The organism is Cellulomonas olei, assembly GCF_039548315.1.
Classification (GTDB): domain Bacteria; phylum Actinomycetota; class Actinomycetes; order Actinomycetales; family Cellulomonadaceae; genus Cellulomonas.
The window spans coordinates 25,855-41,971 of sequence record NZ_JBCLVN010000028.1; the positions used below are offsets into that span (position 1 = coordinate 25,855).

12 protein-coding genes are annotated in these 16,117 nt (G+C 74.4%); 3 read left to right on the forward strand and 9 right to left on the reverse strand.

Annotated elements, in window-relative coordinates:
• The first annotated feature begins 7 nt into the window (after positions 1-7).
• From AAHH18_RS10385 to AAHH18_RS10395, 3 genes are all read left to right on the forward strand, one after another.
• Positions 8-721, forward strand: coding sequence for a potassium channel family protein (locus tag AAHH18_RS10385; RefSeq protein WP_459349115.1), 714 nt, complete (start codon positions 8-10; stop codon positions 719-721).
• Positions 718-1,887, forward strand: coding sequence for an ROK family transcriptional regulator (locus AAHH18_RS10390; RefSeq protein ID WP_343301558.1), 1,170 nt, complete (start codon positions 718-720; stop codon positions 1,885-1,887). The genes AAHH18_RS10385 and AAHH18_RS10390 overlap by 4 nt, the downstream gene beginning before the upstream one ends.
• A 157-nt stretch (positions 1,888-2,044) precedes the next feature.
• Positions 2,045-3,265, forward strand: a complete 1,221-nt coding sequence (locus AAHH18_RS10395; protein WP_343301559.1) for a PP2C family protein-serine/threonine phosphatase — start codon at positions 2,045-2,047, stop codon at positions 3,263-3,265.
• A gap of 141 nt (positions 3,266-3,406) precedes the next feature.
• Here the strand turns inward: AAHH18_RS10395 and mmsB are convergent, their stop codons facing one another.
• The 9 genes from mmsB to AAHH18_RS10440 form a co-directional block, all read right to left on the reverse strand.
• Positions 3,407-4,588 (reverse strand): multiple monosaccharide ABC transporter permease, encoded by a 1,182-nt coding sequence (gene mmsB, locus AAHH18_RS10400; RefSeq protein WP_222171168.1) that lies wholly within the window; start codon positions 4,586-4,588, stop codon positions 3,407-3,409.
• Complete coding sequence (gene mmsA, locus AAHH18_RS10405; RefSeq protein WP_222171167.1) at positions 4,585-6,123, reverse strand: multiple monosaccharide ABC transporter ATP-binding protein; 1,539 nt, start codon at positions 6,121-6,123, stop codon at positions 4,585-4,587. Before mmsA ends, mmsB begins: the two co-directional genes overlap by 4 nt.
• A 104-nt stretch (positions 6,124-6,227) precedes the next feature.
• Positions 6,228-7,376, reverse strand: coding sequence for a multiple monosaccharide ABC transporter substrate-binding protein (chvE, locus tag AAHH18_RS10410; protein ID WP_222172518.1), 1,149 nt, complete (start codon positions 7,374-7,376; stop codon positions 6,228-6,230).
• A 429-nt stretch (positions 7,377-7,805) separates the two neighbouring features.
• Positions 7,806-9,311, reverse strand: a complete 1,506-nt coding sequence (gene araA, locus AAHH18_RS10415; RefSeq protein WP_283321691.1) for an L-arabinose isomerase — start codon at positions 9,309-9,311, stop codon at positions 7,806-7,808.
• Entirely contained in the window at positions 9,308-10,063 is a 756-nt protein-coding gene (locus tag AAHH18_RS10420; protein ID WP_222171165.1) for an L-ribulose-5-phosphate 4-epimerase, read from the reverse strand. The genes araA and AAHH18_RS10420 overlap by 4 nt, the downstream gene beginning before the upstream one ends.
• 31 nt (positions 10,064-10,094) lie before the next feature.
• Complete coding sequence (locus AAHH18_RS10425) at positions 10,095-11,696, reverse strand: xylulokinase (protein WP_343301560.1); 1,602 nt, start codon at positions 11,694-11,696, stop codon at positions 10,095-10,097.
• 131 nt (positions 11,697-11,827) lie between these two features.
• Complete coding sequence (locus tag AAHH18_RS10430) at positions 11,828-12,826, reverse strand: LacI family DNA-binding transcriptional regulator (protein ID WP_343301561.1); 999 nt, start codon at positions 12,824-12,826, stop codon at positions 11,828-11,830.
• 40 nt (positions 12,827-12,866) lie between these two features.
• Positions 12,867-13,715, reverse strand: coding sequence for a pyrroline-5-carboxylate reductase (gene proC, locus AAHH18_RS10435; protein WP_343301562.1), 849 nt, complete (start codon positions 13,713-13,715; stop codon positions 12,867-12,869).
• Between the two features lie 152 nt (positions 13,716-13,867).
• The gene (locus AAHH18_RS10440; RefSeq protein ID WP_343301563.1) at positions 13,868-16,039 is read right to left on the reverse strand and encodes an HlyD family efflux transporter periplasmic adaptor subunit; all 2,172 of its coding nucleotides are present in this window, start codon (positions 16,037-16,039) and stop codon (positions 13,868-13,870) included.
• Between the last annotated feature and the right edge of the window lie 78 nt (positions 16,040-16,117).

Sequence of the window (16,117 nt, forward strand, 5' to 3'; positions counted from 1 at the left end):
GACCGGGCTGCGTCCGCTCGGCGGCGCGCAGCCCCGTGCCCGCGACGAGGCGCGCCCCGGCAAGGAGCCGAAGCGGGACGCGGGCATCCTCGTCATCGGGCTGGGCCGGTTCGGCTCGGCGATCGCCGGCACCCTGGACCGGCTGGGGCAGGACGTGCTGGCCGTCGAGCGCGACCCGGAGCTCGTGGCGCAGTGGACCGGGCGGATCCCGCTGGTCGAGGCGGACGCGACGAACCCGGAGGCCCTCGAGCAGCTCGGCGCGCGCGAGTTCGCGGTCGCCGTGGTCGGCGTCGGGTCCTACCTCGAGGCGTCGGTGCTCATCACGGGCAACCTCGTGGACCTCGGCACCCCGCAGATCTGGGCCAAGGCGATCAGCACCGAGCACGCACGCATCCTGCAGCGCATCGGCGCGCACCACGTCGTGCTGCCGGAGGCGGACGCCGGGTCCCGCGTCGCGCACCTGGTCTCGGGGAAGATGCTCGACTACATCGAGGTCGAGGACGGCTTCACGATCGTCAAGATGAAGCCGCCGCGCGAGACGCAGGGCTTCACGATCGGGCAGTCGCGGATCCGGGAGCGGTACGGCGTGACGGTGATCGGCGTGAAGAGCCCGGGGGTCGACTTCGTGTACGCGACGCCCGACACCCGGATCTCCGCGAACGACCTGCTGATCGTGTCGGGGCACGCGGACCTGCTCGAGCGGTTCGCGGCCCGGCCGTGAACCGGCGGGGCGGCCCGGCCGGCCCCGGACCGCGGGACAGCCGCGCGCTGCTGGTGGACGCGCTGCGCCGGGCGGACGCGCTCACCCAGGTGGAGCTGGTCGCGGCGACGGGCCTGTCGCCGGGCACCGTGTCGACCGCGGTGGCGGCGCTGCACGCGGAGGGCCTGGTGCGGGTCGCGCCGACCACGCGGTCCGGGCGGCGCGCGCGGGCGGTCTGGCTGGCGACGCCCGGGGGCGTGCTCGCGGGCGTCCACTGCTACCTCGACGAGGCCCGGGTGCTGCTGGACCTCGGCGACGGCGTGCCGGTGGAACGGTCCGTGCCGCTGCCCGGCGGCCACCGGGCGGAGCGCGCCGTCCGAGAGGCCCGGGCGGCGCTGGACGCGCTGCTCGCGGAGACCGGGACCGACCCGGCGGCCGTCGCGGCGGTGGGCGTCGGCGTGCCCGCGCCGGTGGAGGTCCGCACCGGCCGCGTCGCCGGCTCGGGCGTGCGCACCGGGTGGGGCGGCATGGTCGCGGCCCCGGGCCTCCTCGCCCCGGCGCCCGGGGTGCCCGTGGTGTTCGACAACGACGGCAACCTCGGGGCGCTGGCGGAGGCCCGGCTGGGCGCCGGGCGCGGCTGCGGCACCGTCGTGCACGTCGCGCTCAGCGAGGGGGTCTCCGGCGGCATCGTGGTCGGCGGGGAGGTCGTGCACGGCCGCACCGGCACCGCCGGCGAGCTGGGCCACCTGACCATCGACCCCGACGGGCCCGTCTGCTCGTGCGGGAACCGCGGCTGCCTCCAGGTCTACGCCGGGTCGGCCGGGGTGCTGGACCTGCTGCTCGCCAGCCACGGCCCGATGACGCTGGGCGACGTCCTGGCACGCGCGGCCGAGGGCGACCCCGGCTGCCGGCGGGTGCTGTCCGACGTCGGCCGGCACCTGGGCACCGCGCTCGCGTCGGTCTGCACCGTGCTCGATCCGGACGTGCTGGTGGTCGGCGGCGTGCTCGCCGAGGCGGGTGACCTGCTGCTCGACCCGCTGCGCGAGGTCCTGGCCGAGCGCACCGCTGTCACGTCCGGCGCCGTCGTGGACGTCGTCGCGGGGCACCTCGGCGCCGCCGCCCCCGCGCGCGGCGCGCTGCTGCTCGCGCGCGACGCGGTGCTGGCGGGTCACGCCGCAGCGGGGTGACCCGCGGCCGCCGGGGCGGGCCGACCGGTGTCCGCCGGGGCGCGGCGTGCCTGGTGGGACGGGCGGGAAGGGCTCAGGTCGGCCCCGGATCTGCCGATACCGTCGCATGTAGGACCATCTCCGCCGGAGGTGGCGCGGCAGGGACCGGAGGTGCCAGGTGTCCGCACCGGTGACCGCCGGATCGCCGGCGCCCGGACCCCGCGGCGGCGACCAGGCGACCCCGGGCTCCCCCGGGCCGGCCGGGGTGCCGCGGCAGCCGGGCGCGGCCGGGTCGCCGGCCGAGGCCATCGCGCAGGACGCCGACGGCGTCGGGCCAGGACCGTCGGCGATCGCCCGCCGGCTGGAGGCCCTCGAGCGCCTGGGGGCGGTGACCGCCGGGCCGGAGCCCCGGTTCGACCGCGTGGTGCGCCTGGCGCGGCTGGTCTTCGACGTCCCGACCGCGACGGTGTCGCTGATCGGGGCGGACGCGCCGCGGGACGCCGCGGCACCGGCCGTGCTCGAGGACCGCGGCCCCGACGTCCGCCTGCGGTTCTACGCCGAGCACCCGCTGCTCGGCGCCGACGGCCGCACGATGGGCACGCTGTGCATCGCCGACACCCGGCCGCGCACGTTCACGGCCGACCAGACGGCGCTCCTGCGCGACCTCGCGGGCTGGGTCGCGCACGAGCTCGGGGTGGACGCCGAGCTCGGCCGGGCGCAGCAGGTGCAGATGGGGCTGCTCCCGCGCGAGACCCCCCGGGTCCCGGGGTACGAGCTGGCCGGCGCGTGCCTGCCGAGCCGCACCGTCGGCGGCGACTTCTACGACTGGTACGCGGCCGGCGACGGGCTCGTGGTGACCCTGGCGGACGTCATGGGCCGCGGGCCCGCCGCCGCCGTGCTGGCCGCCGCGGTGCGCGAGCTGCTGCGCGAGTCCGCCCACGGCGAGCCCGTCGACCGGGCGATGCTGCACGCGGGGGCGGTGCTCCAGACCGACCTGTCGGACTCCGGGCTGTTCGCGACCGCGTTCCACGCGCGCCTCGACCCGGCCACGGGCGACCTCGCGTACGCCGACGCCGGCCACGGCCTGACCCTCGTGGTCCGGGCGGACGGGACGTGGGAGCGGCTCGACGCGCTCGGCCTCCCGCTCGGAGCCTCCGACGAGGCCGCTCGGGCGCTCGGGCGGACGACCCTCGAACGCGGCGACCTGCTGGTGACGTTCAGCGACGGGGTGCTCGACCTGTTCGACGGGTCCCTGCGGTGCCTGCCGCTCATCGCCGGCGAGCTGCTGGACTGCCCGTCCGCCGACGAGGCCGTGCAGCGCCTGCTGCGCCTCGCCGCCGTGGCGGACCCGCGGCCGGACGACATCACGGTCGTCGCGCTGCGCCGCACGCCGGCCTGACCCCGTCCCGGGCGCACCAAGCGCCCGCCCTGCGCCCGCCGCGCGCCCGCCCTGCGCCCGCCCCGCGCCCGCCCGTGCACACGCGACGGGGGCCGGGACGGATCGCTCCGTCCCGGCCCCCGGCCGTGCTGCGCGGCGTGCTCAGCGAGCGGCGCCCGCGCGGCGCTTGTTGAAGATGTCGAACGCGACGGCCAGCAGGAGCACGAGGCCCTTGACGATCTGCTGCGTCGACTGCGGCACGCCCATCAGCTGCATGCCGTTCGACATGACGGCCATGATCAGACCACCGACCATGGCGCCGGTCACGCGGCCGACACCACCGGTCGTCGACGCGCCGCCGATGAAGCAGGCGGCGATGGCGTCGAGCTCGAACATGTTGCCCGCGCCGGGCTGGGCACCGTTGGAGCGGGACGAGTAGATCGCACCCGCGACACCGGCGAGCAGGCCCATGTTGACGAAGATCCAGAAGTTGACCTGCTTGACCTTCACGCCGGACAGCTGCGCGGCGTTGAGGTTGCCGCCGATGGCGTACACGTGGCGGCCGAACACCGTCCGGTTCGTCACGACGTTGTAGGCGAGGATCAGCACCGCGAGGATGATGAGCACGATCGGCAGGCCGCGGGAGTGCGCGAGCTGCCAGGCGAACGCCATGACGACCGCGGCGACCAGGACGATGCGGAGCACGAACAGCGGCATCGCCTCGACGGCCTGCTGGTACCGGATCCGGCCCATGCGGGACCGCCACGAGCTGATCGCGAAGGCGACCACGGCGAGCGCCGCGACGACCAGCGTGAACACGTCGTAGCCCGGACCGCCGAACAGCCCGTTGAGGAACCCGCCGGCCACCTTCTGGTAGGTCTGCGGGAACGGCGACAGGGAGATGTTGTCCAGCACCTCGTAGGTGAGGCCACGGAACAGGAGCATGCCGGCCAGCGTCACGATGAACGCCGGGATGCCGACGTACGCGACCCAGAAGCCCTGCCACGCACCGACCAGGACGCCCACCACGAGCGCGGCGAGGATGCCGACCCACCACGGCTGGCCGTTCTTGATCACGAGGATCGCGGAGACCGCACCGGTGAGCGCCACGACCGACCCGACCGACAGGTCGATGTGCCCGCCGATGATGACGATCACCATGCCGATCGCGAGGATCAGGATGTACGAGTACTGCAGCACGATGTTCGTGACGTTGTTCGGCGCCAGGAGCAGGCCGTCCGTCAGGAACGCGAACAGCGCGATGATCGCGACGAACGCGATGTAGATACCACTCGTCCGCAGGTTCTTCGTGAAGATGTCCCGCAGGCCGTCGACCGCCGTCATCGGACCGTCTCCCTTTCCTTCGTCATGAGCTCCATGAGCCGTTCCTGGGTCGCCTCGGCACGCGGCAGCACACCCGTGATCCGGCCGAAGGCCAGGGTGTAGATGCGGTCGCAGATGCCGAGCAGCTCGGGCAGCTCGGAGGAGATGACCACGACGGCCTTCCCGGAGTCAGCGAGCTTGTTGATGATCGTGTAGATCTCGTACTTGGCACCGACGTCGATGCCGCGGGTCGGCTCGTCCAGGATCAGCACCTCGGGGTCGGTGTAGATCCACTTGGACAGGACGACCTTCTGCTGGTTGCCGCCGGACAGCTTGCCCGCCAGGGCCATGACCGTCGGCGACTTGATGTTCATCGACCGCCGGTACTCCTCGGCGACCTTGATCTCCTCGTTGCCGTTGACCCAGCCGCCCTTCGACAGCTTGCCGAGCGCGGCGGCCGAGATGTTGCGGCGGATGTCCTCGATGAGGTTGAGGCCGTAGGTCTTGCGGTCCTCCGTGGCGTAGGCCAGGCCGTGCTTGATGGCCTCGGCCACGCTGCGGGTGGAGATCTCCTTGCCGTGCAGGAAGACCTTCCCGGAGATGTTCCGGCCGTAGGAGCGGCCGAAGACGCTCATCGCGAGCTCGGTGCGCCCGGCGCCCATGAGGCCCGCGATGCCGACGATCTCGCCGGCCTTGACCTCGAACGACGCGCCGTCGACGACCACGCGGCCGGGCTGCGTCGGGTGCTCGACGTGCCAGTCCTCCACGCGGAAGACCTCCTCGCCGACGTGCGACACGTGCTCCGGGTACCGGTGCTCGAGGTCGCGGCCGACCATGCCCTTGATGATCCGCTCCTGCGTCACCTGGTCGGCCACCATGTCGAGCGTCTCGATGGTGCGGCCGTCCCGGATGATCGTCGTGGAGTCGGCGATCTCGGCGATCTCGTTGAGCTTGTGCGAGATCATGATGCAGGTGATGCCCTGGCCCTTGAGGTGCCGGAGCAGGTCGAGCAGGTGCTCGGAGTCCGAGTCGTTCAGGGCCGCGGTCGGCTCGTCGAGGATGAGCAGCTTCACCTTCTTGGAGAGCGCCTTGGCGATCTCCACGAGCTGCTGCTTGCCGACGCCGAGCTGGCCGATCGGGGTGGTCGGGTTCTCGTCGAGGCCGACCCGCGCGAGCAGCGCCGCCGACTCGGAGTTCGCCCGGTTCCAGTCGATGAAGCCGCGGCTCTCGCGCTCGTTGCCGAGGAAGATGTTCTCGGCGACGGACAGGTAGGGCACCAGGGCGAGCTCCTGGTGGATGATCACGATCCCCTTGTGCTCGGAGTCGTTGATCGAGCCGAACTCGACCGTCTCCCCGTCGAAGCGGATCTCACCGTCGTAGGTGCCGTGCGGGTACACGCCCGACAGCACCTTCATGAGGGTGGACTTGCCGGCCCCGTTCTCGCCGCAGATGGCGTGGATCTCCCCCCGCTTGACGCTCAGGTTGACGTCCTGCAGAGCCTTGACCCCGGGAAAGGTCTTGGTGATGGAGTGCATTTCCAGGATGTGGTCGCTCATGCGGCCTCGACCGTCCTCGTTCGTCGGGCGATGGGGGGCGCCGCGGCCCTGGCCGGCCGGGCTCGTGCCGGCCGGCCAGGGGTGACGCGGGTGCTGTCAGGCGATCAGGCCTGGCCGCTCGCGACCTGCTCCTCGGTCCAGTAGCCCGAGTCGATCAGGAGCGACTGGATGTTGCCGGCGTAGACGATGTCCGACTCCAGCAGGTAGGACGGGACGACCTTGACGCCGTTCTCGTACGTCTCGGTGTCGTTGGCCTCCGGCTCCTCGCCGGCGAGGAACGCCTGCGCGGAGACGACGGCCTGCTCGGCGAGCTTGCGGGTGTCCTTGAAGATCGTCGAGAACTGCACGCCGTCGTTGATGAGCTTGACGGAGGCGATCTCGGCGTCCTGGCCGGTCACGATCGGCAGGCCGGCGTCGATGCCCGGGCCGTAGCCCGCGTTCTGCAGCGCCGTGATGATGCCGCGGGAGATGCCGTCGTAGGGCGACAGCACGCCGTCGACCTTCGAGCCGTCCGCGTACGTGGAGGTCAGGAGGTCCTCCATGCGCTTCTGCGCGGTCTCCTGCAGCCAGCGGAGCGTGGCGACCTGCTCGATGTCGGTCTGGCCGGACTTCACGACGAGGGTGCCCTCGTCGATGTACGGCTGGAGGGTGTCCATCGCGCCCTGGAAGAAGAAGTGCGCGTTGTTGTCGTCCAGCGAGCCGGCGAACAGCTCGATGTTGAACGGGCCGGTGGCGTCGCCCTCGGAGCCGTCCTCGGTGAGCAGGCCGAGGCCCACGAGCAGCGAGGTGGCCTGCTGGACACCCACGTTGTAGTTGTCGAACGTGACGTAGAAGTCGACGTTCTCGGTGTCGCGGATCAGGCGGTCGTACGCGATGACCGGGATGCCGGCGTCGGCGGCGGACTGCAGCTGGTTGGCCAGCGCGGTGCCGTCGATGGAGGCGACGATCAGCAGGTCGACGCCCTTCGTGATCATCTGCTCGATCTGCTGCGACTGCGTCGGGATGTCGTCGGCCGCGTACTGCAGGTCGACCGAGTACCCGAGGTCCTCGAGCTGGCTCTTGACGGCGTTGCCGTCGGCGATCCAGCGCTCCGAGGTCTCGGTCGGCATCGCGACGCCGATCGTCTGGTCGCTGGGCTCCGCGGTGCTGCCGCCGCCGTCGCCGCCCTCGCTGCTGCCGGCGCCACCGCCGGAGCATGCCGCGAGAGCGAGCACGAGCGCGCCGCCGAGCGCGGCGAACCGGATGCTCTTCATGTCCTTCTCCTCCTCGAGAGGGTTGCTGACCTCGTCGTCTGCGGGCACGTCATGCGCCGTCGCCCGTCCTGCCCTGCTCCGCCCTGGGGGGTCACGGACCCCCGTCGTCGGCGAGCACGGAGCACACTCTCCCGGGCTTGAGTTCGGGAAGTCAAGCCAAGGTTCGGGCTCGAAGGTTGCAGATGGATAACGGTCGATCACCACCGGTATTCGTGCTGGTCAGGGCGTTTGTGCGCGCTCACTTCCGCGCCCGCGGACCCCCGTTCGGCCCACACTCGTCTGCCGATGCTGAGTTTGGCTGCCGAACTCATGCGGTCGGTTTCTCCCGCATGATCGGCTCCACGACGGTCCGCGCCCCGCCGGCCCTGAACACAGCAACGGCCCGCCCCGCGGGGTGCGGGACGGGCCGTCGCGGCTCGCGCTGCGGGCTCAGAGCCCCTGGGCGAGGCGGTAGTACACCTGGTTCCACCGCACCTGGTCGCGGAAGCCGCGCCGCGTGGTGTGCTCGTCGATCACCAGCAGCTCGGTGCCGGCGATGTCCGCGTAGATCTCGAACGCCTCGACGCCGGCCGCCGTCGACATCACCGTGTGGTGCGCGCCGCCCGCCGTCAGCCACGCCTCGGCCGACGTCGCGAAGTCCGGCCGCGGCTCCCACACCGCGCGGGCCACGGGCAGGTTCGGCAGCTCGTGCGTCGGGGGCACGACGTCCACGACGTTCGCGGTCATGCGGAACCGGTCCCGCATGTCCGCCAGGGACACCACGACGGCCTCGCCCGGGTCCGCGTCGAACACCATGCGGACCGGGTCCTCCTTGCCGCCGATGCCGAGCGGGTGGATCTCCACCTTCGGCGTCGACGTGGTCAGGGAGGGGCAGATCTCGAGCATGTGGGCGCCGAGGATCTTCTCCGCGCCCGGCGTGAGGTCGTAGGTGTAGTCCTCCATCAGCGACGCGCCGCCGGGCAGGCCCTCGCCCATGACCTTCGCCGCGCGCACCAGGACGGCCGTCTTCCAGTCGCCCTCCGCCCCGAAGCCGTAGCCCTTCGCCATGAGGCGCTGCACGGCGATGCCGGGGAGCTGGCGCAGCGCGCCGAGGTCCTCGAAGTTCGTCGTGAACGCCTTCGCGCCCAGCCCGGTCAGGAACGTCTCGAGCGCGACCTCCTGCCGGGCCGCGTACCGCAGCGACTCGTGCCGCTCGCCGCCGCGGCGCAGCTCCGCCACGACGTCGTACAGGTCCTCGTACTCGGCCACGACGCGGTCGACGTCGGAGTCCGCGACCGCGTCGACGGCCGCGACCAGGTCGTTGACGCCCCAGGTGTTGACCGAGACGCCGAACCGCAGCTCGGCCTCGGTCTTGTCGCCCTCGGTGACCGCGACGTTGCGCATGTTGTCCCCGAACCGGGCGAGCTTCAGCTCGTGCGTCGCCGCCCAGCCGGCCGCGGCGCGGGCCCAGGTGCCGACGCGCTTCGTCACGGCCGGGTTCGACGCGTGGCCGACGACGGTCGTGCGGGCGACGCCCAGGCGGGACGCGATGTACGCGTACTCCCGGTCGCCGTGCGCGGCCTGGTTGAGGTTCATGAAGTCCATGTCGATGGTGGACCACGGCAGCTCGACGCCGGCCTGGGTGTGCAGGTGCAGCAGGGGCTTGCGCAGGGCGTCGAGGCCCGCGATCCACATCTTCGCCGGGCTGAACGTGTGCATCCACGTGATCACGCCGAGCACCCGGTCGTCCGAGTTCGCGTCGAGCATCGCCCGGCGGATCGACACGGAGTCCTTGAGCACCGGCTTCCAGACGACCGTCGCCGGCACGTCCGGGGACGCGTCCAGCAGGCGCGCGACCTCCTGCGACTGCTCGGCCACCTGGCGGAGGGTGTCCTCCCCGTACAGGTCCTGGCTCCCCGTGAAGAACCAGATCTCGCGTGCGTAGGGCTTGGTCATGCGTCCTGCTCCTTCGTGGTGGCGGCAGCACCGGTGCTGCCCTGGCCGTAGACGTTCTGGTACCGGGCGTACAGCGAGTCGACCTGCTCCTGCGGGATCGGCAGCGGCTCCCCGAGCTGGCGGGAGACGTGCACGGTGCGCGCGACCTCCTCGACCATGGCGGCCGCCTTCACCGCGGCCTTGCCGTCCCTGCCGATCGTGAACGGGCCGTGGTTCTGCATGAGCACCGCGGGGCTGCGGGAGTCCCGCAGCGTCTCGACGATGCCGCGGCCGATGGAGTCGTCGCCGATCAGCGCGAACGGGCCGATCGGGATGTCGCCGCCGAACTCGTCCGCCATCATCGTCAGCACGCACGGCACCGGCTCCGCCCGGGCGGCCCAGGCGGTCGCGTAGGTGGAGTGGGTGTGCACGACGCCGCCGACGCGCGGCATGTGGCGGTAGACGTACGCGTGCGCGGCCGTGTCCGACGACGGCGAGCGGGTGCCCTCCACGAGGTTCCCGTCGAGGTCGCACACCACCATCGACTCCGGGGTGAGCTCGTCGTAGGTCACGCCCGACGGCTTGATGACGAACAGGTCGGCCTCGGACGGCGTGCCGTCGGGCGACACCGGCACGCGCTGCGAGACGTTGCCGGCGGTCCAGACGATCAGGCCCCAGCGGGGCAGCTCGGCGTGCAGGGCCGAGACGACCTCGCGGGTGCGCGCGACGGCGTCACGCACCTCCTGCGGGTAGTCGGCCAGGGTCGTGGTCATCGCGGGTCTGCCTCCAGGGTCGGGGAGCGGGTCACAGGGCGGTGGTGGCGGCGCGCTCGACGGCCAGCCCCGCCTCGTAGCGGTCGAGGAACGCGGCGAAGCCCGCCACGTCGGCGGCGTCCGGCGTCACGGTGTCGAGGACGACGTCCCCGAACACCCGCTCGGCCAGGTAGGTGCCCAGGTCGGTGTCGCCCGCCGCGTCGAGGTAGGCCGCGAGCACCGCGATGCCCCACGCGCCGCCCTCCGCCGCGGTCTCGCCGACGGCGACGGGCGCGTCGACGGCGGCGGCCAGCAGGCGCTGCGCCACGCCGGCGGTCTTGAACATGCCGCCGTGCGCGAACATCGAGTCGATGGCGACGCCCTCGCCGGACAGCACGCGCATGCCCAGCGCGAGCGTGCCGAACGCCGAGGAGATCTGGGTGCGCATGAAGTTCGCGAGCGTCAGGCGGCTGCCCGGCGTCCGGACCACCAGCGGCCGCCCCTCCTCCAGACCGGTGATCGGCTCGCCGGCGAGGTAGTTGTACGCCAGCAGGCCGCCGCCGTCCGCCTCCCCGTCGAGCGCCGCGCGGAACAGCGCGCCGAACACCGCGTCGGGACCCGCGGGGGCGCCCAGCGCGGTCGCGAACTCGCCGAACAGGCCGGCCCACGCGTCCAGCTCGGAGGCGCCGTTGTTGCAGTGCACCATCGCGACCAGGTCGCCCGCTGGCGTCGTGACGAGGTCGAGCTCGTGGTGCACCCGCTCCAGCGGCTGCTCGAGCACGACCATCGCGAAGATGCTGGTGCCCGCGCTGACGTTGCCGGTGCGGGGCGCCACGGAGCAGGTCGCGACCATGCCGGTGCCGGCGTCGCCCTCGGGCGGGCAGAGCGGCGTGCCGGGGCGCAGCGCCCCCGACGGGTCGAGCAGGGCGGCGCCCTCCTCGGTCAGCCGGCCCGCGTCCTGGCCGGCGACCAGCACCTCCGGCAGCAGGTCGCGCAGCGACGTCCCGGGCCGGCGCGCGGCGATCAGCTCGTCGGCCTGCGCCAGCATCCGCGCGTCGTAGTCGCGGGTCGCGGGGTCCACCGGGAACATGCCCGAGGCGTCGCCGACGCCCAGCACGTGGCGCCCCGTGAGGCGCCGGTGCACGTAGCCGGCCAGCGTGGTGAACGAGGCGATCTGCGGGACGTGCGGCTCGTCGTCCAGCACGGCCTGGTAGAGGTGGGCGACCGACCAGCGCAGCGGGATGTTGGACCCGAGCAGCTCGGTCAGCGCGGCGGCGGCCGGGCCCGTCGAGGTGTTGCGCCACGTGCGGAACGGGACGAGCAGCTCGCCGTGCGCGTCGAACGGGAGGTAGCCGTGCATCATCGCCGAGACGCCGAGCGCGCCGACCGACCCGAGGCGGACGCCGTGGCGGCGCTCGACGTCGGCGTGCAGGTCGGCCACCGCGGCCCGCAGGCCCTCCCACACCGCGTCGAGCGAGTAGGTCCAGACCCCGTCGACGAGCTGGTTCTCCCACGCGTGGCTGCCCGTGGCGAGCGGCGCGTGGTCCGGCCCGATGAGGCAGGCCTTGATGCGGGTCGAGCCGAGCTCGATGCCCAGCGACGTGCGTCCCTGCGTGATCGCCGCGCGTGCGACGTCGTCGTGCTCCTGCGCCATGGCGGTGCTCCGTCCCTCGTGCGGGCTGCTCTGCCCGGGGCGTGGCGTGCCCGGCCGGCGCTCACCCGTCCGCGGCGCCGGTCACCGCGCACGATGTTAGCGCTCACACACGGCCTCGCCAACCGTGCCGGTCAGCGCGGCGCGGCGGAGCTCGCGCGGACCACCAGCGTGGCCGGGAGCAGGGTGCGCGGGACGTCCTCGCCGGCGAGCGCCCGCACCAGGGCGGCGATCGCCGACCGCCCCAGCGCGGGGAAGTCCTGCCGCACGGTCGTCAGCGGCGGCACGAAGTACGCCGCGCCCGCCTCGTCGTCGAACCCCACCACCGAGACGTCCTGCGGCACCCGCAGGCCCCGCTCCCAGAACGCCCGCAGCAGGCCGAGCGCGAGCTGGTCGTTCGCCGCGAACACCGCCGTCGGCAGCCCCTCCTCGACCATCCGCAGCCCCTGGCGGTAGCCCGACTCCGCCGACCAGTCGACCTCCACCGGGTCCGGTGCCGCGACACCAGCCGCCGCGCACGCCTCCCGCCAGCCCGCCAGGCGCTCGCGCGCGTCGAACCAGTCCTGCGGTCCCGCCAGGTGCACGACCTCCCGGTGGCCGAGCCCCGCGAGGTGACGGGTCGCGGAGCGGGCGCCGTCGCGCTGGTCGACGCCCACCGCCACGATGCGCGCGTGCTGCGCGGCGGGCTCGACCAGCGGCCCCGACGTCACCGTCACCACGGGCACCGGGGCGGCAGCCTCCGCCACCGCGTCCGCCACGTCGACCTGCGGCGCGATGATCGCGATGCCCTCGACGCCCTGGTCGAGGAAGTGCTCGAGCGCCCCGCGCAGGGTGCCGGCGTCGAACCGGTCGATCGCGGCGACGCTCACGTAGTAGCCGACCTCCCGGGCGGCGCTCTCCAGGCCGAGCAGCGTGCTCGTCGGCCCGTGGTGCGCCGACGACGTCGTGACGACCCCCAGGGCGCCCGAGCGACGCGTGACCAGGGCCCGCGCCGCGCTGTTGCGCCGGTACCCGAGCTCGGCGATGGCCCGCTGCACCCGCTCGCGGGTCTCCGGGCGGACGCTCGGGTGCTCGTTCAGCACCCGGGACACCGTCTGGTGCGAGACGCCCGCGAGCGCGGCGACGTCGCTCATCGCCGGCGGGCGGCGGGCCGGGACGCCGGCCACGACGGGCCTACCGCTCCGCGCCGGGGGCGGGCCGGGCGGCCGCGCCCAGCTCCCGGGACCGGTCGTACGCCGCACGCGCCGCCGCGACGACGCCCGCCCGCACGCCGTGGGCGTCGAGCTGCGCCACCGCCGCCACCGTGGTCCCGCCGGGCGACGAGACGCGCTCGCGCAGCACCACCGGGTGGTCGCCCGTGGACGCCGCGAGCGCACCGGCACCCTCCACGGTGGCGACCGCCAGCCGGGTCGCGAGCTCGCGGGTCAGCCCGAGCAGCACGCCGGCCTCGGCCATGGCGTCCACCAGGTACAGGGCGTACGCCGGGCCGGAGCCGGACACCGCCGTCACCGCGTCGAGGTCCTTCTCCGCGACCCGCACCACGAGGCCGGTCGCCGCGAGCGCGGTCTCCGTCAGCGCCAGGTGCTCCTCGGTCGCGTGCGTCCCGGCGGCGATCGCGCTCGCCCCCTTGCCGACCAGCGCCGGCGTGTTCGGCATGACCCGCACGACCGGGGTGCCCTCGGGCAGGGCGTCCTCGTACACCGCCAGCGGCACGCCCGCCGCGACGGACACCACGAGCGTCCCCGGGCGCAGCGCCGGCGCGATCTCCGCCAGCACCTCCGGCACCACCTGCGGCTTGACCGCCACCAGCACCAGGCCGGCCCGGCGGGCGGCCTTCGCGTTCGGGTCCGCCGCCCGCACGCCGTAGCGGCCCGACAGCTCGGTCGCCCGCGCCGCCGAGCGCTCCGTGACGTCGACGTCGTCCGCCGTCCAGCCCGCCGCGAGGAGGGCGGTGACCAGGGCCTCGCCCATGACGCCGCCGCCGAGGACCGCCGTGTGCGGTCGAGCCGTGCTGTCGGACATGGACGCTCCTCGTGCCGGGGACGCGGCCGCGCGCACCGGCCGTCGGTGGGCGAGCCTAGTCCGGCACGCGGACCCCGGGCGGGACGCGGGGCGCCCGGCCCGACCGGCGCAGGGGGAGGCGGGTCGGACCGGACGCCGTCCGTGGGAGCGGCTCAGGAGCCCGGCGGGGCCATCCCCTGGGCGCCGCCGGCTGCACCACCCGGACCCATCATGCCGCCTCCGACCTGCTGCCGGTTGTCGTTCGACGACCCGGACAGGCCCGTCAGCCCCGAGCTCGACGCGTCGTCGCCGGGGTCCAGCTCCACGCCGAGGTCCGCCAGGACGACCTCGTCGCCCGCGGACAGCCCCTCGACGATCTCCGTGCGCTCCGCGCCGACCGCCCCGCGCTCCACCTCGACGTCCTGCACCACGCCGTCGCGCAGCACCTGCACCGTCGCCGTCGTGCCGTCCAGGTGCACCGCGGAGGACGGCACCGTCAGCGTGTCCTCCGACGACGCCACCGCGACCGACACCTGCGCGGACGACCCGTCGAACAGGGCCGCGTCCTGCACGTCCAGGGCGATGTCCACGGTGTACGACGGGTCCGCGGACGAGGTCGACGCGTTCAGCACGCCGATCGCGGTCACCGTCCCCGTGAGGTCCGCGTCCGAGGTCGCCACGGAGACGTCCGCGGACTGCCCGACCTCGAGCAGGTCCACCTGGGTGAGCGGCACCGTGGTCGACACGGTCCAGCCGTCGTCGCCCAGGACGGTGATGACCGCCGACGTCGACCCGGCCTCGACCGTGTCGCCCGCCGCGATCGACACCGCCGCCACCGTGCCGGCGACCGGCGTGGTGAGGTCCACCAGGGCGAGCCGGCTCTGCGCCACCGCCAGGTCGGCCTCCGCCTCGTCGATCCGGGCCTGGTCGGCCAGCAGGTCGGCGGCGCTCGCGACCACGCCGCCGCCCGTGGCCCCGGCCGCGGACGTCCCGGAGGCGGACGCACCCGATCCCGACGTGGTGCCGGCGGGAGCCTCCGCGCCGGCGTCCTGCCCGCCCGTACCCGTGGTGGGCGCGGTGCCCGTGCCGTCCGTGCCCGTGCCCGTGCCGTCGGTGCCCGTGCCGTCGGTGCCGTCCGTGCCCGACCCGCCGGAGCCGTCGGTGCCGCCGGTGCCGCCGGTGCCGCCGGTGCCGGAGGACAGGGCCGCGAGCGCGTCGGTGACGGCCTCGTCCAGGTCGGCGGCGAGCTGCTGCAGCGCGCTCTGCGCCTCGTCCACCGCGGTCTGCGCGTCGAGCACCGCGGCGGTCGCGTCCTGGCACGCGACGAGCTGCTCCTGCGCGTCGGCGGTGCCCGTGGCGTCCGTCGTGACGGCCGCCGCCAGGACCACCGCGGGGGTCGACCCGGTGGTGAGCGCACTGGTCTGCGCGGTGGTCGAGTCCTCGGTGGCGGTGCCGTCGGTGGCGGTGCCGTCCTCGGTCGTGCCGTCCTCGGTGGTGGCGCCGTCGGTCGAGCCCGCGGTCCCGCCCGCCTCGTCCGCGCCGCCGTCGCCGGACCCGCCGGTGCCGCCGGACCCGCCGGTGCCGCCGGACCCGTCGTCGCCGTCCGTGCCGCCCGTGTCCCCGCCCCCGCCGTCCGTGGTCCCGTCGAGGTCGAGGAACGGCTGGCAGGTGTCCCGGGCCGTGGTGACCGCGTCCGAGGCGGTGACCAGCAGCCCCTGCGCGGTCTCGTACTGCGCCAGCAGCGCGCGCTGCGCCGCCGTCACCGCGGCGACGGCAGCCGCGGCGGCGCCCTGGTCCGACCCGCCCGAGCCGCCCGACCCGCCCGGGTCCGACGAGCCCGAGCCCTGTCCCGACGAGCCCGAGCCCCCGCTGCCCGACCCCGTCGAGGTCTGCGCGGCGGGCGCGGACGGGGTGGCCGCGCCGTCGGCGGCCGTCGCATCCCCGGCGCCCGAGGCACCGGCCGACGACGCCCCGCTCGACGCGTCGGCCGAGGTGCTGCTGCTCGAGGTCTGCGACTCGATGTCGTCCTCGAGCTGCTGCTGCGCGTCCGCGAGCGCCTGCTCCGCGTCGGTCACGGCGTCCTCCAGGGAGGTCGGGTCCAGCGAGGCCAGCACCTGCCCCGCGGTGACGGTGTCGCCGACCGCCACGGCGACGTCCGCCACCGTCCCGGCGACCGGGAACGCCCGGTCCGAGCGGGTCGCGGAGGCGACCGTCCCGGTGGTGTCGACCGTCTGGTCCACCGTCCCGGGCTCCGCGGTCGCGGTCCGGTAGCCCGGGCCGGACGTCCGGGTCAGCGCGAGGGCCACCCCGCCGCCCGCCAGCAGCAGGGCGAGCGCACCGGCCACGCCGCCCGCGACGACGCGCCGGTGCCGGCGGGGGCGGCGCGAGGGGCGCGGCGGCCGCGCGGGTCCGTCCCGCCACCG

What these genes read in the sequence shown, in the direction of transcription:
- mmsB (WP_222171168.1), bottom strand. Translation starts at nt 4,588, where the DNA reads ATGACGGCGGTCGACGGCCTGCGGGACATCTTCACGAAGAACCTGCGG.
- mmsA (WP_222171167.1), bottom strand. Translation starts at nt 6,123, where the DNA reads ATGAGCGACCACATCCTGGAAATGCACTCCATCACCAAGACCTTTCCC.
- chvE (WP_222172518.1), bottom strand. Translation starts at nt 7,376, where the DNA reads ATGAAGAGCATCCGGTTCGCCGCGCTCGGCGGCGCGCTCGTGCTCGCT.
- araA (WP_283321691.1), bottom strand. Translation starts at nt 9,311, where the DNA reads ATGACCAAGCCCTACGCACGCGAGATCTGGTTCTTCACGGGGAGCCAG.
- AAHH18_RS10420 (WP_222171165.1), bottom strand. Translation starts at nt 10,063, where the DNA reads ATGACCACGACCCTGGCCGACTACCCGCAGGAGGTGCGTGACGCCGTC.
- AAHH18_RS10425 (WP_343301560.1), bottom strand. Translation starts at nt 11,696, where the DNA reads ATGGCGCAGGAGCACGACGACGTCGCACGCGCGGCGATCACGCAGGGA.
- AAHH18_RS10430 (WP_343301561.1), bottom strand. Translation starts at nt 12,826, where the DNA reads ATGAGCGACGTCGCCGCGCTCGCGGGCGTCTCGCACCAGACGGTGTCC.
- proC (WP_343301562.1), bottom strand. Translation starts at nt 13,715, where the DNA reads ATGTCCGACAGCACGGCTCGACCGCACACGGCGGTCCTCGGCGGCGGC.